Origin of the sequence: Nocardia barduliensis (assembly GCF_013315795.1) — a bacterium.
Lineage (GTDB): Bacteria > Actinomycetota > Actinomycetes > Mycobacteriales > Mycobacteriaceae > Nocardia > Nocardia barduliensis.
Window position 1 is genome coordinate 41,114 of the sequence record NZ_JABLTE010000017.1, and the last position, 24,761, is coordinate 65,874.

23 protein-coding genes and 1 tRNA gene are annotated in these 24,761 nt (G+C 68.6%); 14 read left to right on the top strand and 10 right to left on the bottom strand.

The window, feature by feature from the left end:
* Positions 1–250: 250 nt before the first annotated feature.
* A complete protein-coding gene (locus tag HOV91_RS10155; protein WP_174185198.1) occupies positions 251–1,057 on the top strand; it encodes a nuclear transport factor 2 family protein in 807 nt (268 codons plus the stop codon).
* A gap of 38 nt (positions 1,058–1,095) precedes the next feature.
* Here the strand turns inward: HOV91_RS10155 and HOV91_RS10160 are convergent, their stop codons facing one another.
* Positions 1,096–2,037, bottom strand: coding sequence for a sterol desaturase family protein (locus HOV91_RS10160; protein WP_174185199.1), 942 nt, complete (start codon positions 2,035–2,037; stop codon positions 1,096–1,098).
* Positions 2,038–2,204: 167 nt separating this feature from the next.
* Here HOV91_RS10160 and HOV91_RS10165 point away from each other — a divergent pair, with 167 nt between their 5' ends.
* Both HOV91_RS10165 and HOV91_RS10170 read left to right on the top strand, forming a co-directional pair.
* Entirely contained in the window at positions 2,205–3,410 is a 1,206-nt protein-coding gene (locus HOV91_RS10165; protein WP_312884548.1) for a sensor histidine kinase, read from the top strand.
* On the top strand, positions 3,407–4,078 hold the full coding sequence (locus HOV91_RS10170) for a response regulator (protein ID WP_174185200.1): 672 nt from the start codon (positions 3,407–3,409) through the stop codon (positions 4,076–4,078). Before HOV91_RS10165 ends, HOV91_RS10170 begins: the two co-directional genes overlap by 4 nt.
* Positions 4,079–4,106: 28 nt before the next feature.
* Here HOV91_RS10170 and HOV91_RS10175 read toward each other — a convergent pair whose 3' ends face one another.
* The gene (locus HOV91_RS10175; RefSeq protein WP_174185201.1) at positions 4,107–4,913 is read right to left on the bottom strand and encodes a VOC family protein; all 807 of its coding nucleotides are present in this window, start codon (positions 4,911–4,913) and stop codon (positions 4,107–4,109) included.
* A gap of 547 nt (positions 4,914–5,460) precedes the next feature.
* Between HOV91_RS10175 and HOV91_RS41045 the strand changes: the two genes are divergently transcribed.
* Genes HOV91_RS41045 through HOV91_RS10195 form a run of 4 tightly spaced genes read left to right on the top strand, consistent with a single transcriptional unit; the run spans position 5,461 to position 7,215 of the window.
* The gene (locus HOV91_RS41045) at positions 5,461–5,886 is read left to right on the top strand and encodes an SH3-like domain-containing protein (protein ID WP_174185202.1); all 426 of its coding nucleotides are present in this window, start codon (positions 5,461–5,463) and stop codon (positions 5,884–5,886) included.
* A complete protein-coding gene (locus HOV91_RS41050) occupies positions 5,883–6,182 on the top strand; it encodes an SH3-like domain-containing protein (RefSeq protein WP_174185203.1) in 300 nt (99 codons plus the stop codon). Before HOV91_RS41045 ends, HOV91_RS41050 begins: the two co-directional genes overlap by 4 nt.
* On the top strand, positions 6,179–6,889 hold the full coding sequence (gene scnC, locus HOV91_RS10190; RefSeq protein ID WP_174185204.1) for a thiocyanate hydrolase subunit gamma: 711 nt from the start codon (positions 6,179–6,181) through the stop codon (positions 6,887–6,889). The genes HOV91_RS41050 and scnC overlap by 4 nt, the downstream gene beginning before the upstream one ends.
* The gene (locus HOV91_RS10195) at positions 6,886–7,215 is read left to right on the top strand and encodes an SH3-like domain-containing protein (RefSeq protein WP_174185205.1); all 330 of its coding nucleotides are present in this window, start codon (positions 6,886–6,888) and stop codon (positions 7,213–7,215) included. Before scnC ends, HOV91_RS10195 begins: the two co-directional genes overlap by 4 nt.
* A 136-nt stretch (positions 7,216–7,351) precedes the next feature.
* Here the strand turns inward: HOV91_RS10195 and HOV91_RS10200 are convergent.
* Positions 7,352–7,425 (bottom strand) — tRNA-Met (locus HOV91_RS10200).
* 520 nt (positions 7,426–7,945) lie between these two features.
* On the opposite strand from HOV91_RS10200, the gene HOV91_RS10205 reads away from it, so the two are divergent.
* The gene (locus tag HOV91_RS10205; RefSeq protein WP_174185206.1) at positions 7,946–8,491 is read left to right on the top strand and encodes a transglycosylase family protein; all 546 of its coding nucleotides are present in this window, start codon (positions 7,946–7,948) and stop codon (positions 8,489–8,491) included.
* Between the two features lie 93 nt (positions 8,492–8,584).
* Here HOV91_RS10205 and HOV91_RS10210 read toward each other — a convergent pair whose 3' ends face one another.
* Positions 8,585–11,581 carry a UPF0182 family protein gene (locus HOV91_RS10210; protein WP_174185207.1) on the bottom strand — a complete coding sequence of 999 codons (2,997 nt, stop codon included), beginning with the start codon at positions 11,579–11,581 and terminating at the stop codon, positions 8,585–8,587.
* A 210-nt stretch (positions 11,582–11,791) separates the two neighbouring features.
* On the opposite strand from HOV91_RS10210, the gene HOV91_RS10215 reads away from it, so the two are divergent.
* A complete protein-coding gene (locus HOV91_RS10215) occupies positions 11,792–12,373 on the top strand; it encodes a PPA1309 family protein (protein WP_174185208.1) in 582 nt (193 codons plus the stop codon).
* A 30-nt stretch (positions 12,374–12,403) separates the two neighbouring features.
* Here HOV91_RS10215 and HOV91_RS10220 read toward each other — a convergent pair whose 3' ends face one another.
* Entirely contained in the window at positions 12,404–13,429 is a 1,026-nt protein-coding gene (locus tag HOV91_RS10220) for a YlbL family protein (RefSeq protein WP_312884549.1), read from the bottom strand.
* 127 nt (positions 13,430–13,556) lie between these two features.
* Here HOV91_RS10220 and HOV91_RS10225 point away from each other — a divergent pair, with 127 nt between their 5' ends.
* The 3 genes from HOV91_RS10225 to HOV91_RS10235 all read left to right on the top strand — a co-directional run bounded on the left by HOV91_RS10225 (position 13,557) and on the right by HOV91_RS10235 (position 17,320).
* Positions 13,557–14,969, top strand: coding sequence for a zinc-dependent metalloprotease (locus HOV91_RS10225; RefSeq protein WP_174185210.1), 1,413 nt, complete (start codon positions 13,557–13,559; stop codon positions 14,967–14,969).
* Between the two features lie 84 nt (positions 14,970–15,053).
* Positions 15,054–15,929: a hypothetical protein gene (locus HOV91_RS10230; RefSeq protein ID WP_174185211.1), complete on the top strand. Its 876-nt coding sequence runs from the start codon at positions 15,054–15,056 to the stop codon at positions 15,927–15,929.
* Between the two features lie 11 nt (positions 15,930–15,940).
* Positions 15,941–17,320 carry an ABC1 kinase family protein gene (locus HOV91_RS10235; protein WP_174185246.1) on the top strand — a complete coding sequence of 460 codons (1,380 nt, stop codon included), beginning with the start codon at positions 15,941–15,943 and terminating at the stop codon, positions 17,318–17,320.
* A 353-nt stretch (positions 17,321–17,673) separates the two neighbouring features.
* On the opposite strand, the gene HOV91_RS10240 is transcribed toward HOV91_RS10235, so the two are convergent.
* The 3 genes from HOV91_RS10240 to HOV91_RS10250 all read right to left on the bottom strand — a co-directional run bounded on the left by HOV91_RS10240 (position 17,674) and on the right by HOV91_RS10250 (position 20,733).
* Positions 17,674–17,997, bottom strand: a complete 324-nt coding sequence (locus HOV91_RS10240) for a WhiB family transcriptional regulator (protein WP_157106825.1) — start codon at positions 17,995–17,997, stop codon at positions 17,674–17,676.
* A gap of 137 nt (positions 17,998–18,134) precedes the next feature.
* Positions 18,135–18,473, bottom strand: coding sequence for a hypothetical protein (locus HOV91_RS10245; RefSeq protein ID WP_174185212.1), 339 nt, complete (start codon positions 18,471–18,473; stop codon positions 18,135–18,137).
* Between the two features lie 112 nt (positions 18,474–18,585).
* Entirely contained in the window at positions 18,586–20,733 is a 2,148-nt protein-coding gene (locus tag HOV91_RS10250) for an ATP-dependent DNA helicase UvrD2 (RefSeq protein ID WP_174185247.1), read from the bottom strand.
* 211 nt (positions 20,734–20,944) lie between these two features.
* Between HOV91_RS10250 and HOV91_RS10255 the strand changes: the two genes are divergently transcribed.
* Entirely contained in the window at positions 20,945–21,175 is a 231-nt protein-coding gene (locus HOV91_RS10255; protein ID WP_086007524.1) for a mycoredoxin, read from the top strand.
* A gap of 45 nt (positions 21,176–21,220) precedes the next feature.
* Here HOV91_RS10255 and nudC read toward each other — a convergent pair whose 3' ends face one another.
* Positions 21,221–22,126: an NAD(+) diphosphatase gene (gene nudC / locus HOV91_RS10260; protein ID WP_174185213.1), complete on the bottom strand. Its 906-nt coding sequence runs from the start codon at positions 22,124–22,126 to the stop codon at positions 21,221–21,223.
* Between the two features lie 46 nt (positions 22,127–22,172).
* Positions 22,173–23,228: a potassium channel family protein gene (locus HOV91_RS10265; RefSeq protein ID WP_174185214.1), complete on the bottom strand. Its 1,056-nt coding sequence runs from the start codon at positions 23,226–23,228 to the stop codon at positions 22,173–22,175.
* A gap of 358 nt (positions 23,229–23,586) precedes the next feature.
* Between HOV91_RS10265 and HOV91_RS10270 the strand changes: the two genes are divergently transcribed.
* Positions 23,587–24,750, top strand: a complete 1,164-nt coding sequence (locus tag HOV91_RS10270; protein WP_174185215.1) for a type III polyketide synthase — start codon at positions 23,587–23,589, stop codon at positions 24,748–24,750.
* The last annotated feature ends 11 nt before the right edge of the window (positions 24,751–24,761 follow it).

Genomic DNA, 24,761 nt, shown 5'->3' on the forward strand with positions numbered 1-24,761 from the left:
ATGCACCTTTACTGCATCGTTTATTGGCGCACAATCCGAAAACCCGCAGCAATTGAGCTACGACCAGTTCGTCCGATGCAACTCATTGGCTCGATATCCCCCTAGACCCGGCGACCAGATCCATGCCGGACTCGTCCCGAGCAGGCGCGGAACCCCGGCAACACGCGCCACACCCCGATCAGACCACGCCGAAATTAGAACTTGTTCTACCATGTGTCGAGTCCCGGCTCGCGTCAACGGAGGTACTGCCATGCCGCTGGATCCTTCGGCCGCAGCGCTGCTGACGGCCGTCGAGGCGTCACCGCGCGCGGTCGCCGCGCACGACAGGTCGGCGTGGGTCGGCCTGTTCGCCGCCGACGCCGAGGTCAACGACCCGGTGGGCTCCCGCCCGCACGTCGGCCGGGCGGCCATCGAACGCTTCTACGACACCTTCATCGGGCCGAACACCATCACCTTCCGGGTCGAGCGCGACCTGGTCCACCCGCCCACGGTGGTGCGCGATCTGACCATCGCGACCACGATGTCGACCGGCGCCACCGTTCTCGTCCCGATGCATCTGCGCTACCGGCTCGTCGAGCAGGACGGGGCGTGGAAGATCGCCCACTTGGCCGCGCACTGGGAGCTGGCGGGCATGATCTGGCAGCTGTTGCGCACGGGGCTGCCCGGACTCGCCGCCGCGCTCAGGCTCGGACCGCAACTGATCGTCAACCAGGGCGTCGGCGGGGCGCTCGGCATGTTGCAGGCGCTCGGCGGCGTGGGGCGCGGCGGCAAACGCACCACGACAAGGCTTTTCGCGGCTGCGGCCAGCACCGACCTGAGCCGTGTGCGCGAGCTGCTGGGCCATCGGGCCGACATCGAACTGCCGGCGGGGACGCCGGTATCGGTGGAGGAATTCACGAACCGGGTGCGCAGCATGCGCTGGGACAAGGTGATCGCCGCCGGCCGCACCGTCACGGCGAGTGTGCGGGTCGGCGGGGCACCGGGGGTCGCGGTCGTGGAGTTCGCGCCCGGCAACGACGGCATCACGGCGCTGCGGTTCTATCTCGATTCGGTCTGACGCCCGCGAGTACCGGCGCCGAACGGACGCCGCCGCGGTCAGGGAGTGAGCTGCCCGACCCGTTCGGTGACCTCGCCGGACACCGGACGCTCGACTCGTTCCGGCGACGGAACCTCGACTCGCGCCACCGGCTCGGCATACTCCGTCCAGCCCGGCGGGCCGAAGACGTACCCGAACCGCCCGCGCCACGTACTCGCGCCGCGCACGTCGCGGATCAGCGCGGCCAATTCGTGATAGTTCACCTTCAGCGGGTTGTCGGTGCCGATGTTCTTGGTGAGGCCGTAGCGCACCGGTTCCGTCTCGGCGGCGAAGCTGCCGAACATACGATCCCAGATGATCAGGATGCCGCCGTAGTTCTTGTCGATATAGGGCTGGTTCGAACCGTGGTGGACACGGTGGTGCGACGGTGTGTTGAACAGGAACTCGATCGGCCGTGGCAGCGTCTTCACCCGCTGGGTGTGGATCGGGAACTGGTAGAGCAGGCCGATGCCCTGCAGCAGGAAGATCATCCACGCCGGGAACCCGAGCAGCGCCGCGGGCACCCACGCCAGCCCGCGCAGCAGGCTCGCGACCGGATGCAACCAGGACAGCCGGATCGCGGTGGACAGATTGAAGTACTGGCTGGAGTGGTGCACGCTGTGCGCGGTCCACATCAACCGGACCCGGTGGTCGGCGCGATGCGCCCAGTAGTAGCACAGGTCCGTCACGACCAGCCCGAGCAGCCAGACCCACCACGACCGCGGCGACAGATGCAGCGGCGTGATCGCCGCGGCGCCGACCACCGCCGAGAACGGCACCACGTACTGCAGCAGCGGCTTGGTCAGCCTGCCCAGCGTGAACGTCGCCACGTTGGACGCGGTGTCGCGGACCGAGCCGCTGGTCCGCGGCCGGTCCGGGTCGCGCCGGTAGGCGATCCACTCCACCAGCATGAGCACCGCGAACGCCGGAATGGCATAGCTCAACAACTCCACACGGCCCATCAGTTCTCCTTACCGTCCACCGTCGACCTCCGACGCTACGGACGCGGGCGAGTGCGGACATCGCGCCGGCGGGGGATCGCGCGTCCCCCGTGCGGGGGACGCGCGCCGTGGCTCGCCCGTGCAGAGTTGTCGTCCGGCGCGGCCGAACGGGATGGCTAGGATCTCCGGTGGACGCGGCACCGGACACGGACGGAGGCGGTGACCATCAGGTGGATGTGAGCAGGTCGCTGGCTCGCCAGTCGATACTGGTCGCGGTGGTCGCCGCGGTGATCGACGCGGTGGTGTTCGCGCTGAGCGGCGTCTTCGCCGTGGCGCCGCGGCACACGATCGCGGTGGTCGCGATGATCGTCGTCGCCGATCTCGCCCTGGCCCTGCCGCCCCGGACCGCGGGTGCGGTCGCGGTGGTGCAAGTGCTCGTGCGACTGCTGGCCGCGCTGCTGCTGCATCGGCACGGCTTCCCGATCCGATTCGCCGACGTGGGGTTCCTGGTGGCCGGGTATCGCGCGGGCGCATGGCTGGCCGGTCCCACTTCGGTGCTCACCATGGTGTCGCTGTGCGCCGGGGTCGCCGGAGCTCACCTGTTCAGCGGCACCGCCGCGGCGCGCGACTGGCGGATGCTGCTGGCCGCCACCGTGTCCGCGGGCTGCGTGCCGTGGCTGGTCGGCCGCTACACCGCGGCACGCGGCGCCTACATCGCCGATCTGGAACAGCGTGCCCGATTGCGCCAACAGGAGCATCGGACGGCATTGGAGCGGGCCGTCACCGAGGAACGGGCCGCCATCGCGCGGGATCTGCACGACGTGATCTCGCATCACGTCAGCGCGATCGGCATCCACGCCGGCGCGGCGCGGCTGGCCCTGGGCGGCACCGCGAACACGGCGGCCGCTCGATCCCTGTCGGCCGTTGAGTCCAGTAGCCGAGCCGCCATGGTCGATCTGCGCCGCCAGCTCGATCTGCTGCACGGGCGCGAGGACGACGGGCAGCGCCAGCCGGGACTCGCCGATATCGACGGGCTGATCGAGCACGTCCGCGCGGCCGGGCTGGAAGTGGAGGTGACCGTGCGGGGCGACGCGATCGAGCTGCCGGACTCGCTGAACATCACCCTGTACCGCATCGTGCAGGAGATGCTGACCAACGCGCTGCGGCACGGGGACGGCACACACGCGCGTCTGGAAGTGGAGTACCTGCCGAAGCGCGTGGTGCTGCGCGCGACCAATCCCCTCGCCCGTGAACCCGCGAACGCCGACACCTCGGTCCCGCGCGGGCTCAACGGAATACGCCGCCGCGCCGAACTGTTCGGCGGCGAACTGGACTACGGCCGCGACGCCACGCACTGGCACATCACGGTGTCCGTGCCGATCGGAGGATCGTGAACTCGCCCATCCGCGTCCTGATCGCCGACGATCACAGCATGTTCCGCTCCGGTCTGCGCGCCGTCGTCGACAGCCAGCCCGACCTGGACTGTGTCGCCGAGGTGGGCGACGGACGCGACGCCGTCGCTGAGACCGCCCGGCTGCGACCGGATGTCGCGATCCTCGACGTCCGGATGCCGAAGCTGGACGGACTGGCCGCCACCGCCGCGATCATCGCCGCGGGCGGCACCCACGTCCTGGTGCTCACCACCTACGACAGCGAGGCGAATCTGTATCGCGCCTTGCAGGCGGGCGCGAGCGGATTTCTGCTGAAAAGCCTGCCGCCCGAAGAACTGGTCGCGGCCATCCGGATCGCGGCACGCGGCGACGCGCTGATCGATCCGTCGATGACCCGCCGCCTGGTCTCCCGCTTCGCGAGCACGCTCGCGCCGCCGCGTACCCCGCCGGAAGTCGGCCAGCTCACCGCCCGCGAACTGGAGGTGCTGCTCCTGCTGGCCGACGCGCGCAGCAATGCCGAGATCGCCGCGCGGCTGTGCGTCGGCGAGGAGACGGTGAAGACCCACGTCTCGCGCATCCTCGCCAAGCTCGGCGTCCGCGACCGCATCCACGCCGTCGTCTACGCCCACCAGCACGGCCTGGTCACGCCGGGAGCGGCGCGCTCCGACTGACCGGCTCGGCGCGCCGCACCACTTCGGCTCAGGCGCCGCTCGGGGGTTCGCCGATCGTGGTCGTCGGGTCGATGATGCCGAAGACCTCACCCTGCGGGCCCTGCACGATGCCCATGCGGCCGAACGGGCTGTCGTCCGGTCCGGACAGGACGGTGGCGCCGAGATCGCGTGCCTCGGTCAGCGCGTTGTCGGTATTGCCGACCTGGAACCAGGTCAGCCAATACGACGGGTCGTCGCCCGGCATCTTGGTCGAGTCGTTGACGCCGCCGATGGCGTCGCCGTCCTGTGTCCGGCTGAAGGTCGAGTAGACGAAGCGCTCGCCGTCGCCGATCTCGGTGTAGTGCCAGCCGAATACGTCGGCGTAGAACTGCTGCGCCTGCTTGTAGTCGCCGGTGTGCAGTTCGTTCCAGCAGTAGGCGCCGTGCTCGTTGTAGATGCCCGCGCCGGTGTGCGCCTTGGACTCCCAGACCCCGAAGACCGCGCCGGTGGGGTCGGCGGCGACGAACATGCGGCCGACGTCGAGCACGTCGAACGGCTCCATCATCAGCGTGCCGCCCGCGCCCTGCACCTTCCGCGCGATGTCGTCGGCGCTGTCGGCGGCGAAGTAGGTGGTCCACACCGACGGCATGGGCATGCCTTCCGGCTTGGGTCCGATGCCCGCGGCCGCGCGGCCCTGGCGCATCGCCATCAGATATCCACCCGCCTCGGGCGGGCTGTCCTCGATCTCCCAGCCGAAGAGTGCGCCGTAGAACTCGCGGGCGCGCGCTGGATCGTCGACTTGACTGTCGACCCAGCACGGCGTTCCCTGCGGCCAGCTTCCGTCATGAGTGGGCATTGCGAGGTGCCTCCTGACATCGGTTGCCGAGGTGCGGCCCGGACAGCCGGCACCCGGCTAGTCAACCATCAGCATTCGGTGTGGGTGGGCCGATTCGGCCAACCGCTCCTCCGGCGTTCGCGTCGGCGGAATCCCCGGCGGAAGACCCCCTGAACAGATCAGTCCCCGGTAGTCTCGTCGAAACCGTGAGCCTCAGTCGTCGCTGCCGACTCCGGTGTTTCAACTGGCTGCCGGGGGCCTAGCCGGATCTTGGATCGGTGTTGCCACTTGCCTGCCGACGTCTCGGCGGACAATGCGAACACCTACCGGTGTTCCGGTGTATTGACTAGTTTCCTCCACTTTTCTCGCCAGTCAAGGGGTCCGCGGCGCCGATTCTCGACGGACTTCCGGCGCGAACGGCGCTGCGCCACACGGCCGCAGTCATCCTTCAGCAAACCAGCCGCGGCGTGTAATCTTGGCAACCTGAGCCATGTGACTGCCGTCATAGAAAGTGTTCGCGCGCACACCTTCCGCACTGCCCCGCCGTATCCGTCCCTACGGAGACATCATGAGCGCACCGAACCGATTCGACGAGCTGCAGCATCGCGTCGCGGACCTCGCGCCGGTGTTCCGCGAACCGCTGGACTCGCCCTACGAGATCTCGAACGAATTGTTCGCCGCACTTCGGCACGTCCCGCACGATGTGGGCGGCCAGCCGGACATCCCGGTCGAGTACCGGGAGAAGCAGGAGCAGCCCTGGGAGATGAGCACCTACGTCACGTGCGAATGCCTCGGCTGGCGTGGCGTGTGGAACTCCGAGGAACGCCGCCGAGCGGAGAACGACCTCGGCGCGACGCTGTACTTCGGTCTCCCCTACTACGCGCGCTGGGCGACCGTTGCGGCGAAGACCCTGGTCGCCAAGGGCCTGGTCACCCCCGACGAACTGTCGGCCAAGCTGGACGAAGTACGCGCACGACGGGAGGCGCGCGCATGACCAGGAAGTACCGGGTCGGCGATCGTGTCCGGATCCGCGAGGCCACCTCTATGTTCCACACCCGCACCCAGGCCTACACCCGCGGCCGCACGGGCGTCGTCGTGGAGCACCGGCCGGAGTGGATCGTCCCGGAGGACGAGGCGTGGGGACGCGAGGACGGTCGCGTCGAGCCGTTCTACGTCGTGCGGTTCCGTCAGAAGGATTTGTGGCCCACATACACCGGCTTCGACGCCGACACCTTGGAGACGGAGGTCTCCGAGCACTGGCTCGAGCCCGCAGAGGAGGATGCCCGGTGAGCCGGACGCACGACCACGAGGCGCACACGCCGATCCAGACCAGCGAACAGATCAGCGAATTCGAGGTGCTAGAGACGGCGATCCGGGAACTCGCCATCGAGAAGGGGCTGTTCTCCCAGGAGGACCACCGCAGGTTCGCCGAGTGGGCCGAATCGGTCGGCCCGCACGGTGGATCGCGCCTGGTCGCCAAGGCGTGGACGGACCCCGACTTCAAGGCGCGTCTGCTCGCCGACGGGACCGAGACGTGCAAAGAGGTCGGCATCGACTGGCGCGATCCGACCGGCTCCGGGACGCCGAGCGACTACACCTACTTCTACGTGCTGGAGAACACTCCCGAGGTGCACAACGTCATCGTGTGCACGCTGTGTTCGTGCTATCCGCGGCCGGTGCTCGGCATGTCGCCGGACTGGTACCGCACCCCCAATTACCGGCGGCGCCTGGTGCGCTGGCCCCGCGAGGTGCTCGCCGAATTCGGCTTGCACTTCCCGCCCGAGGTCGAGATCCGGGTGCACGACTCGAATCAGAAGTCGCGGTTCATGGTGCTGCCGATGCGACCCGAAGGCACCGAGGGCTGGACCGAGGAGCAACTGGCCGCCATCGTCACCCGGGACACGATGATCGGCGTGGCGCTGCCACAGGTCGACTGGACGGCGCAGCAGCCGCCGAACCGGAGCGAGTCCGCCACAAGGAAGGATGGCCACCGGTGACGAACGGCCCGTACGACGTCCTGTTGCACACGCTGGATCCCGAGTCGCGCCGGGAGAGCACGCTGCCCGAACTCGACCGCAAACCCGACCCGTGGGAGTCCAGCATGCAGGCCACGTGTGAGTGCCTGTCCTGGCGCGGAGCCCTGGACAACCTGGAACGCCGCCATGCCGAGGACGCGCTCGGCGAGACGATCTACCACGACTTCCCGGTCCGGACCCGCCCGGTCGTCGTCACCGCGCACACGCTGATGGATCGTGGCGTGATCACCCCGGAGGAACTGCGCGCCCGCATGGACGCGGTCCGGGAGCGCTTCCACCAGCAGTAGAGCCGGTCGGATTCGGTGCCACCGGGGCGTGACACCCCTGCCGCCGACCGACCGGTTCGGCATGCTGACGACCGACACACGGACGCACAGATGAAAAACGACCCGGAACCTCTTGGTTCCGGGTCGTTTCCCTTTGTAGCGGGGACAGGATTTGAACCTGCGACCTCTGGGTTATGAGCCCAGCGAGCTACCGAGCTGCTCCACCCCGCGTCGGTGAACACAACATTACACACGGGTTCCCGGAGACTGCAAATCGCCTGTTCAAGGCACCTTTCGAGGAGTTGAACAGACAGCGGGTGTTCCCGGGCGCGCGCCGGATCGCCGAATCGCGTGGCAACAAGCGCGCCCCAGCGCACATCACATCGCGCACGCAAGATTCTCCACAACACGAGCACTTCAAACGTGACGTGCTTCACTATTTCGTAGTGATCTCACTCACATAACGATGCGATAACTTCCTACCCGATCAGCGTGTCGACGACGTTTACCACCTGGAAAAACGCCGATATTCAGGTTATTCGCTTCATGCAATTCCGGCGTTATCCAGATGTGATCTGCTGAGATTTCTTCGTTACCGTCAATCCACGGCCCGGATCACCCGAGACGGGCTAGAACTCGAACCGCCGAACACCGGCAACCCTGTCCCGCGGTTCGAGGATCCCCGACGACCTGGGGACAGGGACACGGCATCTTCGTCGCCGTGCCGGCGGGCGCAGGGAGGGAAACGACCATGACTGAGAACCGGAAGATCAGCACCCGCGCCTTCGGCCTCGCCGCCATCACCGGCGCTCTTGTTGCCGTCCCGTTCGCATTCTCCACCGCTTCGGCCTCCGCGGCGACCCACGACTGGGACGGCGTCGCACAGTGCGAGAGCGGTGGCAACTGGGGAATCAACACCGGAAACGGCTACTACGGTGGGCTGCAGTTCTCGCAGAGCACCTGGGCCGCCAACGGTGGCAAGGGCTCCGCCCACACCGCGAGCAAGGAAGAGCAGATCCGCGTTGCGGAGAACGTGCTCGCCACCCAGGGCCCCGGCGCGTGGCCGTCGTGCGGCAAGTACCTGCGTCCGGGCACCTCCGAGCCCGAGCCGCTGGTCCAGGCCGAGGAACTCCCCGAGGTGCCCGCCCCCGCCCAGCCCGCCGTGAGCGCCGCGCAGTCGGCGATCGAGCAGGCCACGTCCGCCGCGGGCGAGCTGGCCCAGCGGTACGGCCTCGAGGGTCAGTTCCAGCAGATCCTGAGCCAGAACAGCGCGCTGATCGACTCCATCGGTCGCTGACGCACGCTGCGCCACAGACAGCAAGACGCCGCCATCGCGATTAATGGCGGCGTCTTGCTGTATCGGCGTGCCTATCGCCACGCCTGCGCTATGTCAGCGGCCCGCGTCCTGATACGCCTTGACGGCGGCTTCCAATTCATCCAGCGCCCGGCCGAAATCCTGGAAGTTCCCGCTGCGCATGGCATTCCGCACATTCTCGATCTTCCGGTTCAGCTCCGTGGCCGCGGCGTCCTTGGCCGAAGACGATCCCGTGGCAGGCGGGGCCGACGCGGGCGGCGGGGTTCCGGCGTTGTTGGTGCCGTTGTTGCCCTGGTCGGCAGGCGGTGGAGCGGTGCCCGGCTTCGGCCTGGTGCCGGAGTCACCGCCGGACGGCGTGGCCAGCGTGCCAGCGGCCGGGATGACCTGGTCGAGCGCCTCGGCCAAGGTCGAGGCGTAGCCCACCTTGACGTTGCCCGCCTCGTCGCGGTAGCTGACCAGCACCCGCAGCAACTGCGGGAAGGTCGCCGTGTTCGGCCCGGTATTGCGTTCGTTGTAGAACGGCTCCACGTAGAGGATGCCGCCGTCGGCGATCGGCAAGGTCAGCAGATTGCCGTATTTGATCTTGTTCGAATTGGACAGCAGCGTTTTCTCGCGGGACACCTCGGGCGCCGTCGTCATCCGGTTCTGCGTCTGCTGCGGACCCAGTGTCTGTGTGTCCGTGGGCAATCGAAGAATCGTGAACTTTCCGTATCCGTCCGGATCGGATCGCACCGAGATATACGCCGTGAGATACGGCCGGTTGTAACCAGTCATGGCGCTGGTCAAATTGAACGTGGGTTTGTTCGTTTTCTGGTCACCCAGCAGCACGTAGTACGGCGGCTGATTGGCGGTGGTCCCGCCCTCGGAGGTCGGGTCGGCGGGAACCGACCAGAAAGCGTTGTTGGTGAAGAATTCCCGAGGATCGTCCACGTGGTACTTGGACAGCATTTCACGCTGGACCTTGAACAGATCCTCCGGATAGCGGAAGTGGGCCCGCAGTTCCGGCGAGACCTCGCTCTCCGGCTTAACTGCGCCGGGGAAGACCCCGCGCCATGCCTTCAGCACCGGGTCCGACGAGTCGACCTCATACAGGGTGACGGTGCCGTCGTACGCGTCGACCGTCGCCTTGACCGAGTTGCGGATGTAGCTGACCGACTTGCGCGGCAGCAGTCGGCCGGTCTTCTTGTCGATGCTGTCCTCGACGCCCTCCAGCGGGGTGGACTGCGCGTACGGGTAGTTGTCCAGCGTGGTGTAGGCGTCCACGATCCAGACGATCCGCCCGCCGACCACCGCGGGGTAGGCATTGCCATCGGTGGTCAGCCAGGGGGCGACCTTCTGCACGCGATCCCGTGGGCTGCGGTTGAAGATGATCTTCGAGTCGTCGCCGATGGCCGAGGAGAACAGGATGTTGCGCTCGGCGTACTTGGCCGCGAAGGCCAAGCGGTTGATCCAGTTGCCGATCGGCACCCCGCCCTTGCCGGTGTAGGTGTACTGCGCGACGTCAGAGTCGTATTCGCGCGGACGCTGTCCGTCCATCGCGCCGACGATCGCGTAGTCCGGATCCCACTGCGAGATCAGCTCGCCGAAGTACACCCGGGGCTGGTCCACCCTGATCCGCTGCTTGTCCGCAGGCGTGAACAGGTCGCTGACCATGAAGATCGGGTAACCGCCGTCGCCGCTGCCCCCGACGGCGTTCGGGTCCTCCGACGGCGGCTTGTTCACCCGGTTGGCGGGAGCGGCGACGAAACCGTTGCCATGGGTGTAGACGGTGTGCCGGTTGATCCAGTCGGTCTGGTTGCCGCTCAGCGCCGCGGGCGAGAGCTCCCTGGCGGCGACGATGTAGTCCTGCACGTCACCGTCGAGGTTGTAACGGTCGATGTCCAGCGACTCCGGGAAGCCGTAGAAGTTCTTCAGCTGGCGCAGCTGGGTGAAGGTGGGCGAGAGGATGTTCGGGTCGAGCAGCCGGGCGTTGCCGATGGTCGCGGCGTCCACCGGGACGTCGAGCGGGCTCTTGCTGCTCTCGCCCTTGTAGTCCTTGTACTCGATCCTGTCGTTGGTGATGCCGAACGCCTGCCTGGTCGCGGCGATGTTGCGTTCGATGTACTCGCTCTCCTTGTCCGCGGCGTTCGGACGCACCGAGAACTGCTCGACCACCAGCGGCCACACCGCGCCGACCAGGATCGAGGACAGCACCAGCAGCGCGGCGGCCATCGCGGGCACCCGCAGATCGCGCAGCACGATGCCGGCGAAGAAGGCCAGCGCGCAGATCACCGCGATGGACAGCAGGATGAGCTTGGCGGGCAGCACCGCGTTGATGTCGGTGAACGAACCGCCGGTGAAGGTGGGTTCCTTGCGGCTGCTGGAGAGCAGTTCGTATCGGTCGAACCAGTAGGCGATCGCCTTGAGCAGCACGAAGAGTCCCGCGAGCACGGCGAGTTGGATACGCGCCGGACGGGTCAGCACGCCCTCGCGCCCGGTCAGCCGCAGTCCGCCGAAGACGTAGTGGGTGACCAGGCTGGCGAAGAACGCGATGACCACCGCGACGAACAGCCAGTTCAGCACCATGCGGTAGAAGGGCAGGTCGAAGGCGTAGAAGCCGACGTCGAGGCCGAACTCCGGGTCCTTCTCACCGAACGATCCGCCGTTGAGGAACAGCTGCACCGTCACCCAGTTCGACTGCGCCACCAAGCCGGACAACAGGCCCAGCAGCACCGGGATGCCGACGCCGAACAGCCGCAGCCTGCTCATCACGGTGGTGCGGTAGCGCGCGATCGGGTCGTTCGGGCCCGCCACCGGCACGAACACCGGCCTGGACCGGTAGGCCAGCAGCAGCGCCAACCAGACCACCAGGCCGACGAAGGCCGCCACGGCGACGAACAGCAAGACCCGGGTCCGCAGCACCGTGAGGTACACGTCGCGGAAATCGACCTCGCCGAACCACAACCAATTCGTGTAGGCGTCCGTCAGCCGCGGCCCGAGCAGCAGCAACGCCGCGAGGACGATGGCCGCCACCAGCAGCACACGGCTGCGTCGGGACAGCGAAGGTAAGCCGGTGGGGGGCCGCATGCCCACGATGCCACTCTCCAAGGTCCGGCGACGCTCGCACCGATACGCCCGGCCGATGCGCCGCAGTCCGATGTTGCGGGTGGTCCTTCCGGACCGTTGCGGCCCACTCTACGGAAATCGGACACCACGCAGCTGGCAGGGTTGGCTTGCCGCGCCGGGGGAACCGATCGCCCGGGTTCGCGGCTGGTCCGGTCGGCGGTTTGGTTGGATATTCGCGTGACCCCAGACCTGCACGCCGAACTCGTCCTCGCCCGCTCCGTCCGGGAGGTGGCGGAATTCGTCGACGCGGAAGGGTGGGGTCGCCCCCCGCAGATGTTCGCGCTGGTGCCGACCGCGGACCTGGTGGCGGCGCAGCCGGAGCTCGAGGATCAGCTCGACGAGGGCGACGAGCTGACGCCGGTGGCCCAGGAGTCGTTCCCCGACGACGTCACCGGCGGCTCGATCGCCCTTGACGAATTCCTGGCCACCACCAGCTGGCCCCCCGCCGTCCAGGGTTGCGTGCTGGTGCAGGAGATCGTGGTGCTGCCGCCGGACGCCGAGTCCACGCTCGACGACGCGCTCGCGCCGCTGCTGGCCGACCACGACGCCGCCGACGCGGCCGCGCGCGCCGCCGCCGAAGCGCACCCGGAGCGCAGGGAGGCGCGCCTGTTCGCCGCGGTGCTGCGGGACGGCGCGTCGCTGTGCCTGCTGCAACTGCGCCCCGAGGACGACGCCGACGATTTCGGCGACCTCGACCTGCGCACCTACCCCAACCTGGCCCCGAACCTGGTCGAGGCGCTGCACCACACGCTCGAGTGAACCCCGGTGCCGCGCCCGAGCGGTGCTATCTCACCCGCAGCTGACCGGCTCCTTGCCGGTGTTGATCTCGTTGAGCGACTGCACCGCGCCGGTGAGGCTCTCGACCCGCACCAGTCGCAGCCCGTCCGGGATCCGCTGCTTGGCCTCGTTGCAGTTGGCGGCGGGCACCAGGAAGGTCTCCGCGCCCGCCTCCCGCGCGGCCATCATCTTGTACTGGATGCCGCCGATCGGACCGACCTTGCCGTCCTGATCGATGGTCCCGGTGCCCGCCACGAACTTGCCGCCGTCCAGCTCGCCGGGGCTCAGTTTGTCGATCAGGGCCAGGCTGAACATCAGGCCAGCAGAGGGGCCGCCGATGTCGGCGAGGTTGAAGGCGACCTGCAGCGGCGGCCGGGCCCCCTCGCCCGGCGTCACGCCGAGGTAGCCCTTGGCGGGGTCGTCCGGGCGGGCGCCGAGGACGATCGTCGCCGTCTGCTCGGTGCTCTCGCGCCGGAACACCACGGTCAGCGTGCTGCCGGGCGCCTGGCCGGAGACCGCCGTGACGACGTCCTTGGGCGCGGCAACGGGCGTGCCGTTGATGCTGATCAGCTCGTCGCCCGCCCGCAGCGCGTCACGGGCGGGACCGTCGTCGGCCACCTTGCGCAGCAGCACGACGGTCGGCAGGTTCAGGTAGTGCAGCGCGGCGACCTCGGCGTTGCCCTCGGAGTCCTTGAAATCCTGCTGGTTGGACTTGTCGATCTCCTCGCGCGAGACGCCCGGCGGGTACACCTCCGAACGCGGCACCAGACCGTGCTTGCCGCTGGCCCAGAAGCCGAACGCCTCGAAGATGCTCAGGCCGTCCCGCACCGAGACGGTGGTCATGTTGAGATGCCCGGTGGTCGGATCGACCTCGGTGCCCCGGACGTCCACGACTTCCTTGCCGTCCACCTGACCGAGGGTGTTGAAGGTGGGGCCGGGACCGAGTGCGACGTAGGGCACAGTCAGGACACTGCCAGCGACGCCGAGCAGGAGCACCGGGATCAGGGCGGCCACCAGGGTGAGGATCCGACGATTCACCTGGACCACAGTAGTGATAGCCGGCGCCGCGAAGCGCCGGAGGCGGTCATTTCGCCCGGGCGCGCCGCCGCCGGTTTCGCGCCGCGCGAACATCGGAACACTGTGCTAAACGCGTAACGTGAAGGGCATGAACGACCTCCCCTTCGGATTCTCCAACCGCGACGACGACGATCGCAAGCGCGGTGACGAGCCGAGCGGTCCCGGCCCGAACGACCCGTTCGGGTTCGGTATCGGCGGGTCCGGCGCGGGCGGATTCGACCCGGCGCAACTCGGGCAGATGCTGACCTCGCTCGGCCAGATGCTCAGCGGCATGGGGCAACCGGGCTCGGCGCAGTCCGGCCCGGTGAACTACGACGTCGCCAAGCGACTGGCCCGTCAGCAGCTCGGCTCGACCGTCGCCCCGGTGACCTCGGGCGCCGCGAGCGCGGTGGCCGACGCCGCGCACCTCGCCGAACTCTGGCTCGACAGCGCGACCACCCTGCCCGCGGGTGCCGCCAAGACGGTCGCGTGGACCGCCAACGACTGGATCGAGCAGACCCTGCCCACCTGGCAGCGCCTGTGCGACCCGGTGGCCCAGCAGATCTCGGGCATGTGGACCGCGTCGCTGCCCGAGGAGGCCAGGCAGTTCGCCGCTCCGATGGTCGGCATGCTCGGCCAGATGGGCGGCTTGGCGTTCGGTTCGCAGCTCGGTCAGGCGCTCGGCCAGCTCGCCAAGGAGGTGCTCACCTCCACCGACATCGGCCTCCCGCTCGGGCCCACCGGCACCGCGGCGCTGCTGCCCGCGGCGATTTCGGAGTTCAGTGCCGGGCTCGAGCAGCCGGAGAGCGAGATCCTGGTGTTCCTCGCCGCGCGGGAAGCGGCCCACCAGCGGCTGTTCGCGCACGTGCCGTGGCTGCGCCAGCAGGTGCTCGGCGCGGTCGAGGACTACGCGCGCGGCATCCGCATGGACTTCTCCGCACTGGAGCAGGCCGCGCAGGACATCGACCCGATGTCGCTGACCGACCCCGCGAAGCTCGAGGAGATCCTGGCGCAGGGCACCTTCGAGCCGCAGACCACGCCCGAGCAGAAGCAAGCGCTGGAACGGCTGGAAACGCTGCTGGCGCTCATCGAGGGCTGGGTGCAGGTGGTGGTCGGCGACGCCGTCGGCGACCGGTTGCCCGGCGCGGGCGCGCTGGCCGAGACGCTGCGCAGGCGGCGCGCTACCGGCGGCCCCGCGGAGCAGACCTTCGCCACCCTGGTCGGCTTGGAGTTGCGGCCGCGCAAGCTGCGCGAGGCGGCGGCGCTGTGGCGCAGGCTCACCAGCGACGCGGGCATGACCGCGCGCGACCGGGTGTGGGCGCACCCCGATCTGCTGCCGAATTCCGACGACCTGGACTCCCCCGCGGGCTTCATCGACTCGGTGATCGGTGGCGGCGCCACCACGTTCGACGATCCGCTGGCGCAACTCGCCGAAACCGAGGCCCGCGAGCGGGCCGCGCGCGAGCGCGAGGACGACGACGCGGGGCCCGACCTGGGCAAGGAAGGCGGCGCTTCCGCCTGATCCGTCCTGGGGATGAAGCGAAACCCTGTGGATAACTGAGGATTTCGGCACGGTCCGGCAGTACGCGGTCCGCATACTGATGACATGACAACGATGTGTCGCGGTCCGCGGTTGCGGCCGAGGGTGACCGTCCTGGTCCGCCCGACCGGTGTCGTGCAGCTCGGATGTGATCCCGAGACCGCGGTGGTGCTCGGTCCGGAAGGCATGGACGCCGAGACCGTCCTCGCCTTCCTGCGCCTGCTCGACGGCCTGCGCACCAAGCCGCAGATCATCTGGCGAGCCGGAGAATGCGGAATCGACGCCGAGCGGGCCATGGCATTGCTCACACTCGTCGACGAAGCCGGGCTGCTGGAGCATCCCCAGGACCGCGCTGCGCAGGTGCGAGCGGTGCGGGTACACGGGCTCGGTCCGCTGTCCGACGCCGTGTCGGCCGGTCTGCGCGCGCTCGGCGTGCGGCCGAGCCGTTCCCGGGACTACCCGTCCGGCGCCGCGACGGTGCGGTCGTGGGGGTCCGATCTAGTGGTGCTGGCCGACACGCTGATGCCCGACCCGCGGCTGGTGCACGACCTGCTGCTGCACCGCATCCCGCATTTGCAGATGCGCATCCGAGACAACAAAGGCGTGGTAGGCCCGCTGGTGCTGCCCGGCGTCACCAGCTGTCTGCGCTGCGCGGACCTGATCCGCGCGCGCAACGACGCCGACTGGCCGCACCTCGCGGCACAGCTGCTCGGCCGCGTCGGACACGCTTCACCAGCCGGGATCGCCGCCACCACGGCGGTGGCCCTCGGCGAGCTGGAGGCGATCATCGACTGCTCACCGCGGCGCATCCCGGCCACACTGGACGCGACGCTGGAACTGGATCTGGATTCACACGTCCTCGACCGGCGCGGGTGGGACCGCCATCCCGCCTGCGCGTGTACGCGCGTTTCCGCAGGTCTCAGCGCCAGGTCGGGGTGGTGACCAAGATTGCCATGGCCGCGAGCTGGTCCGTCCGCCATGATGGGTACGTGTCAGAGATCGTGCGCCGTCGCTCGTCCCGCAACGCCAAGTTGGCCAAGATTCCGCTCGGCATCGCCGGCCGTGCCGCCGTCGGGTTCGGCAAGAAGCTCGCCGGAGGCGACAAGTCCGAGATCAACGCACAGCTCAACCAGCGCGCCGCCGAGCAGTTGTTCACCGTGCTCGGCGAGCTCAAGGGCGGCGCGATGAAGTTCGGGCAGGCGCTCAGCGTGATGGAGGCCGCGGTCCCCGAAGAGTTCGGCGAGCACTATCGCGAGGCCCTCACCAAGCTGCAGGCCGCCGCGCCGCCGATGCCCGCGGCCACCGTGCACCGGGTGCTCGACCAGCAGCTCGGCACTCAGTGGCGTAGCCGCTTCCGTGAGTTCGACGACACTCCGGCCGCGTCGGCCAGCATCGGGCAGGTGCACCGGGCCGTGTGGTCGGACGGCCGGACCGTCGCGGTGAAGGTGCAGTATCCCGGCGCCGACGAGGCGCTGCGCGCGGACCTCAAGACACTGTCGCGCATGTCCGGCCTGATCGCGTCCGTGATCCCCGGTGCGGACGTCAAACCGATTCTCGCCGAGATCACCGAACGCACCGAAGAGGAGCTGGACTACCGCAACGAGGCGGCCAACCAGCGCAGCTTCGCCAAGGGCTTCGACGGGCACGGCGAGATCGTGGTGCCCAAGGTGGTGGCGAGCGCGCCGAAGGTCATCGTCACCGAGTGGCTGGACGGCGTCGCCGTCTCCACGATCATCAAGCAGGGCGCCGAGGATCCGGAGGGCACCCGGGCGCTGCGCAATCGCGTCGCGGGACTGATGGGCCGGTTCCACTTCTCCTCGCCCGAGGTGATCGGGCTACTGCACGCCGACCCGCACCCGGGCAATTTCATGATGCTGCCCGACGGCAAGCTCGCCGTCATCGATTTCGGCGCCTGCGCCCCGCTGTCGGAGGGCTTCCCTCCGGTGCTGGGCCGGATGCTGACCCTGGCGGTGGAGGAACGCTTCGCCGAACTCACCGAACTGCTGTACGACCACGGCTGGGTGATCCCCGGTCGGGTGGTCACCCACCAGGAGATCGCCGACTATCTGCGGCCGTTCACCGACCCGATCCGATCCGACTCGTTCCACTTCACCCGCCGATGGATGCAGCGCGTGGCAGGCAAAGCATCGGAGTTCTCCAGCCCCGAGATGAAAACCGCACGGGCACTACAACTCCCGGCGGAATACGTGATGATCTTCCGCGTGCTCGGCGGCTCCGTAGGCATCCTGGCCCAGCTCGACGCCGAACTACCGTTCATGCAACTCGTCCGCACCTGGATGCCCGGCTTCGGCGAAGAACGCACAGCCTCCTGAGTACATTTCTCAACACAGCCAAAGGACTGAAGCCTCCTCGGGCGTTCAACTCGAGTGCAGCCGGACGTCCACGCCAATCCCACCCCCCCGAGTGCGAGTCTTACGAGCACGTTCGTGGCCCGTCTCGCGGCCGAGTGACCGAAGCGCATGCGCCGCAGGCGCGAGTCTCGGTCGCTCGGGCGCGAGACTCCCCGGGGCCACGAACACGCAGCGCCGCAGGCGCTGCAAATCAGATCCAGCCGCCCACCTGACAACGGTGGGCGGCTGATCTGCTTTCTCGTTCGTTGGCTCGGCCGTGTCGGGGCCGACCGAATCGAGCACATCGACCGGAGGGAGGGAAGTCACTCCCCGGCTCATGCCGGGACCGCGACCTTGCGCGGACGACCACGGGGACGCTTGCGGGCGATCACGACACCCTGGTCGAAGATCTCACCACCCCAAACACCCCACGGCTCACGACGATCCATGGCGGCGCTCAGGCAGCCCTTGCGGATCGGGCAGGTCGCGCACAGCGCCTTGGCCTGCTCCAACTGGACCGGGCTCTCGGCGAACCAGAGGTCCGGGTCTCCGGCACGGCAAGGCAGGACCTTGGTGATCTCCTGGGTCCGGGTAGTCGACGCCACGGTTCGGCATGTCACGTCAGTAGTGGCCTGCGGCCAACCCTGTGCGGTGAACACGTCGTTCTCCTTCAGCTCGTTTGCAGCGGTTCGTTTCTTGTGCGCGAAACCGGTGCCGGTTGGCTGAAGGGCCGGAGAATACTGGCCACGGTTTCGCTGTTGTGCGATCCGTGGCCAGGAGGTCGGGGAGGAGTTCCCTACCTAGGTCGACATCTGTGTCGAGTCCTGATCACGGTCGCTGGGTGTGCGGTGCGGAGGCGTGCTGCCCGCGGATCCGCCGGCTCGAAACCGGCTTCATCCGCGAAGACACCGACTGCTGCCTCGACAGCCGTCGGGTGCCAGCCCGCGCTGGGCTTGCCCTGGATCTCGGTACCGATCGACGCGTGCATGGCAGCGCAATTCATTTGCGTGCCGAACGTGCCGAACCCACCGATTTCGGACAGACCGATCCCCTGCAAGGCGAGGATCCCCCGGGAGGCCGCCATGGGCGCATAGACCGCAACGCCGCTGGCGCCGAAGTTCATGGTGTTGTCCATTGCTCTGCCTCCCTCCTGTACTCGTGTGTGTCGATAACTGTGCGCGCCGAGATGCCCTCCCGGTGCGTGAAATCCACCATAGGCAAGATCTTCAAGCGCCACAACCTATTTTCTACCTGCGGTTTTGTGACGTCGATCGAAGCCGGGACGCGACGATCGCGAGCACGTCGGCGCCGAACTGGTCGATCTTCTTCGCACCGATGCCCGCGATGGCGGCCAGGGCGGCGTCGTCGGCGGGCAGCTGTTCGGCGATCGCGGTGAGCGTGGTGTCGGTGAACACCACGAACTCGCGCACGCGCAGCGCCTCCGCCTTCTCCGCACGCCAATCCCGCAGTGCGGCAAGCAATTCCGCATCCAGCTCGGCCGGGCAGCGACGGCAGCGGCCGAGCATGGTCGCGTAGGTGCCGATCAGCGGTTTCGCGCAGACGCGGCAGGTCGGTCGCACGCCACCCGAGGCCGGGGGCGGCGCCGCTATCCGCGAGGCGGGCGAGTCGTCGGGGACCAGACCGTTGAGGAATCGGGAGCGCCGCCGGACGCGCCTGCCGCCTTCGTTCCTGGCCAGCGCCCAGGACAGCCGCAGGTGCTCGCGCGCCCTGGTGACCCCGACATACAGCAGCCGCCGCTCCTCCTCGAGCGCCGCCTCGTCGGCGACCGAGCCGTCGTCGCCGAGGACGTGCGCGATCGGCATGGTGCCGTCGGACAGGCCGACGAGGAATACCGCGTCCCACTCCAGGCCCTTGGCAGCGTGCAGGGAGGCCAGCGTGACCCCCTGCACCGTGGGTGGGTGCCTGGCCTCGGCGCGGGCCGCGAGCTCCCGCAGCAGACCGGTCAGGTCCAGGCGGTCGTCATGGCCGACCAATTCCTCGGTCAGGCGCACCAGGGCGACCAGGGAGGACCAGCGTTCGCGCGCCTGGGCGCCCGCGGGCTCGGTGGCGGTCAGGCCGATGGGGGCGAGCACCGCGCGTACCAGCGAGACCAGGGCACCGCCGCTGCGCGCCTGGTCGGGCAGGTCGTCGCGGGCGGCGGCTTGCCGCAGCGCCTGCACGGCCTGCCTGACCTCCGCACGCGCGAAGAAACCTTCCCCACCCCGAACCTGGTAGGGGATGCCGCGCTCGGTGAGCGCCTGCTCATAGCTCTCCGAGTGGGCGTTGATCCGGTAGAGCACGGCGATCTCGGCGGCCGGTGTGCCCGCCTCGATGAGCCTGCCGATGGCCTTGGCCACCGCCGCGGCCTCGGCGGGCGCGTCGTCGTATTCGGCGAACTCCGGTTCCGGTCCGTCGGCACGCTGGCCGATCAATTGCAGCCTGGTGCCCGCGATGCGCCCGCGCGCCGCCCCGATCACCCGATTGGCCAGCGACACCACCTGCGGCGTCGAGCGATAGTCGCGTTCCAGGCGGACCACGGTGGCCTCGGGGAAGCGGCGGGAGAAGTCCAGCAGGTAGCTCGGGGTGGCGCCGGTGAACGAGTAGATCGTCTGGTTGGCGTCGCCGACCACGGTCAAGTCGTCGCGGTCACCGAGCCACGCGTCGAGCACGCGCTGCTGTAGGGGCGTTACGTCCTGGTACTCGTCCACGACGAAACTGCGATAGCGGCCGCGAAATTCGTCGGCCACCGCCGGATAGTCCTCCAACGCGGCCGCCGTATGCAGCAACAGATCGTCGAAATCCAACAGCAACCCGTCGGGCGTCGCCTTCAGCTTCTCGTAGCCCGCGTAGACCTCGGCGACGCGCAGCGCGTCATAGGGCGTCTCGCGATGCTGCTTCGCGACCGCCGCCGTGTAGTCCTCCGGCGCGATCAGGGAGGCCTTCGCCCACTCGATCTCGCTCAGCAGGTCGCGGACGCTGTCGGTGGCCGTGGACAGCCCCGCCCGGTGCGCCGCCTGCGCCACGATCGGGAACTTGGCATCGATCAGCCGCCACGGGACGTCGCCGACGATCTGCGGCCAGAAATACTTCAGCTGCCGCAGCGCCGCCGCGTGAAAGGTACGCGCCTGCACCTGGCTCGCCTCGCCGCCGAGCCCGAGCGCGCGCAGCCGGGTGCGCAACTCCCCCGCCGCCCGCGCGGTGAAGGTCACCGCGAGCACCTGATCGGCCTTGACGTGCCCCTGCGCGACCAGATGCGCGATGCGATAGGTGATGGTCCTGGTCTTGCCGGTGCCCGCGCCCGCGAGCACGCACACCGGACCGCGCGGCGCGCGCACGGCGGCGGCCTGCTCGGGGTCGAGGTCTGCGAGGTCGGGAGCGGGCACGCGGTCCATCATGACAGCGCCCACCGACACCACCGCGCGGCCGGGGCGATCACCCACTGCGACGATGGCCCGGTCGACCGATCGTCCCGGGTCGCCACCGCGCCGGTGTGGCGCCGCGCTCGGGCGGTCGCGACGTTCGAAGTCGACATGAGGTTCGAGGTGGAACAGTGAGCGGTTCTCCGGCGTTGCAGTGTCCGTGACTGACGCGAACCCCACCCTGACGATGTACTCGACCACCTGGTGCGGCTACTGCCGCAGGCTCAAGAAGCAGCTGGACGAGGCGGGCATCACCTACGTCGAGATCGACATCGAGCAGGATCCGGCGTCGGCCGAGTTCGTGGGTAGCGTGAACGGGGGCAACCACGTCGTGCCCACCGTGAAGTTCGCCGACGGCTCCACCGCGACGAACCCGTCGCTGGCGGCGGTCAAGCAGGTCCTGGCCGGCCTGTCCTGATGGTCGCCGCGCGCGGGTCCCAGCGGCCCGCGCGCGAGCGCGCGCTCAGCCGATCGCGGCCCAGGACTCCACGATGGTGCGCGCGATGGAGATCGAGCCGGGCAGCAGCAGCTGGGCGCCCTCGCCCTGCTTCGACCAGTCGCCCACCGCGAGCGCTTCGCGCACCTGCGCGCGGGTGAACCAGTTGGCTTCGGCGATCTCGCCGTCGGAGAAGATCAGCGGCTGCTCGGGATCGGCGACCGCGGCGAAGCCGAGCATCAGCGAGCGCGGGAACGGCCACGGCTGGCTGCCCAGGTAGCTGATCTCGCGCACGTCGAGGCCGACCTCCTCGCGCATCTCGCGCTCCACGCAGCGTTCCAGCGACTCGCCCGCCTCGACGAACCCGGCCAGCAGCGAGAACAGCGACTTCGGCCAGCTCTGCTGCCGCGCGAGCAGCACCCGGTCACCGCCGTCGTGGATCAGGCAGATCACCGCCGGATCGATGCGCGGGAACTCTTCGTAACCGCTCTCGGTGACGCGCGACCACCCCGCCTTGGACACGGTGGTCACCGCGCCGTCCGCACCGTTGAACCCCGCCTTGTCGTGCCAGTTCAGCAGGGCGATCGCGGTGGAGAGCAGCCCGGCGGTGCGGTCGTCGATGGCGCCACCGGCCAGCGCGCGCAGATCGGTCAGCGTGCCCTCCAGCTCCGGATCGCGCACCGCCCACAGGTGCACGCCGTCCTCGACACCGAGGAACACCGCGTCCGGACTCGGTTCGGCGGACAACTCGAGGGCGGCGTCCAGGACCAAGACGCCCTCGGTGAAGCGCACCTGCCCGCGCCGATTGACCCGCAACAGTCGCGCGTCCGCCCAACCCTCCTTCAGAGCCTGGGCATCGCCCCGGATCGTTTCGGCCCGATCGATTACGGAACGGGACAGCAGTGGAACACCATTGAGCTGAAATGCCGGCACGTCTCGAGAGTATCGCGCCCGAGTTACCGCCCGGCGCGCAGCAGGGTCACTTGCCCGCCCTGCGGATGTACAGCAGTTTGTCGCCCGCGTCGATCGCGTCCACTTCCGGCTCGCCCACGCGGTGGAGCACCCCGTCGCGCACCACGCCGAGGACGATATCGCCGAGATGCCGTGGGGAGCCGCCGATCTCGGCCGGCTCCACCTCACGCTCGGCGACGGCGAAGCCCTCCTCGGGGGTGAGCAGATCCTCCATCATCTCCACGACCGTCGGCGTGGTCGTCGCGATGCCGAGCAACCGGCCCGCGGTCTCCGAGGACACCACCACCGAGTTCGCGCCGGACTGCCGCACCAGGTGGGTGTTCTCCGCTTCCCGGATCGACACCACGATCTTGGCGGTCTTGTTCAGTTCCCGGGCGGTGAGGGTGACCAGCACGGCGGTGTCGTCCCGATTGGTGGCGACCACTACCGAGTCCGCGTTCTGCGCACCGGCCAGCCGCAGCACGTCGGACTGGGTGGCCGAGCCGTGCACCGTGACCAGTCCGGCGTTCGCGGCCGCCTCCAAGGCGACCACGTCGGTGTCGACCACGACGATGTCGGCGGGCTGCACCCCGTCGCCGAGCATGGCGTCGATCGCGGTCCGCCCCTTCGTGCCGTATCCGACGACCACGGTGTGATTGCGCACGGTGTGCCTCCATCGCTGAATCTTGAAAGCCTGCCGGGAACGTTCGGTCAGCACGCTGAGCGTGGTTCCGACCAGGACGATCAGGAACAGGATGCGCAGCGGCGTGATGATGACGATGTTCGCCAACCGCGCGTCGGGCGTCACCGGGTGGATGTCGCCGTATCCGGTGGTCGACAGCGAGACGGTCGCGTAGTAGAACGCGTCCAGGAACGACAGTTCGTTGCCCGAGTTGTCGTGGTAGCCCGCTCGCCCGATGTACACCACCAGCGCGGCCAGGAACAGCAGCGCGGTCGCGAACAGCACCCGCCTGGTCAGCGAAATCCACGGGCTGGTCTGCACTTCCGGGATGCGCAGCAAGCCGACCAGGGCGAAATCAGGGCGGCCGGCCAACCCCAGCCCGCGCGCTCGATCACCGAACACCGGACACACCTGTCATCGCGTTGTTCGTGTCGGTCATCTCCGGTATTCCTTGTCCCTCCGGCACAGCAGGGGAGCCTACTGTGTTTGCTTCGCCAGCGCCCGCGGCGCTGGGTTTCGCGGCCCGCCGCGGCTCGGGAACGAACGATGCCACGGCTCGAACCCGGGCTCGGGTGCGCCGAGCGCGTGGGCAGTCCAGCGCCAGACCCGACCTCGCCATTGGCGCATCGGCCGGACAGTCGGGACGACGTCGGCCACAGGGGTGGGCATCCACACCCCTTGGGTATCTAGTTGCTGAATATTCGCTGGTCGACGATTGGAGTACACATCCCCACCGCTCGAGCGAGGAAGAACGGTTTCTATGTCAATCGCTGTCGCCCACGCGCTTCCCACCCGCACGGCTGCGCAAGCACGCGAGCGCACAACGTCGGCGCAGCCGACCGTACCCGTCATCGAGGCGATCGCGACCGGCGCGCCCGGCCTGGTCCTCGACCAATCCGTCGCAGCGGACTGGATGGCCGGGCAGTTGACCGACCCGGAGCAGCAAAACCGGGTCAGGCGCATATTCCGCAAGACCATGATCAACACGCGGCGCTTCGCGGTCGACCCGCTGAATCCGCCACGGCAAGCGCCCAGCGGCGGATCGGCGCGGATCCAGGATCGCATGCACCTGTTCTACCGCCACGCCGTTCCACTGGCGGTCGATGTGGCACGGCGCGCGCTCGGCGATGCCGATCCGGCCGAATTCGGGCTTCTCGTGTTCGCCACGAGCACCGGCGTCATCGCGCCCGGCGTCGACGTCGCGGTCGTCGAACAGCTCGGACTGCCCCGGTCGATCGCTCGTCTGGTGGTCAACTTCATGGGCTGCGCCGCAGCGATGAACGGCATCCGCACCGCCGCCGACTTCGTCCGGGCCAACCCGGGCAAGAAGGCGATGGTGGTGTGCATCGAACTCAACTCCGTGCATGCCGCTCCCGTCGAAGACGTCGACGACGCGGTGATCCACAGCCTGTTCGGAGACGGCTGCGGCGCGGTCGTCATCGGGGCGAACCGAGGGGCGGAGCAGGCCGAAGCCGGGACGATCGTCATCCGGGACAAGTTCACCCACCTGTTCGAGGCCACCGAAGACGGCATCGCGGTCGGCGTCAACCACGACGGCATCACCTGCGAGCTGTCGGAGAACGTACCCGCGTACATCTACAACGGCGTCGCTCCTGTCGTCGCGGACGTCCTGCGCCACAACGGCTTGCGACAGCCCGACATCGATGTGTGGGCGATCCACCCGGGCGGGCCGAAGATCTTGCTCGAATCCGCGCGCTCGCTCGGCCTCCCGCCGGAAGCCGCGGCGGCGAGCTGGCAGGTTCTCGGTGAATACGGAAACATGTCGAGCGTCTCACTGATCTTCGTGCTCGAACGGATCGCCGGTCGGCCGGGGGCGGACAAGCCGATCGAGACCGGCGTCGCGTTCTCGTTCGCGCCCGGAGTGACGATCGAGGGATTCCTCTTCGACGTCGTTCGCCGCTGAGCGGGCATGCC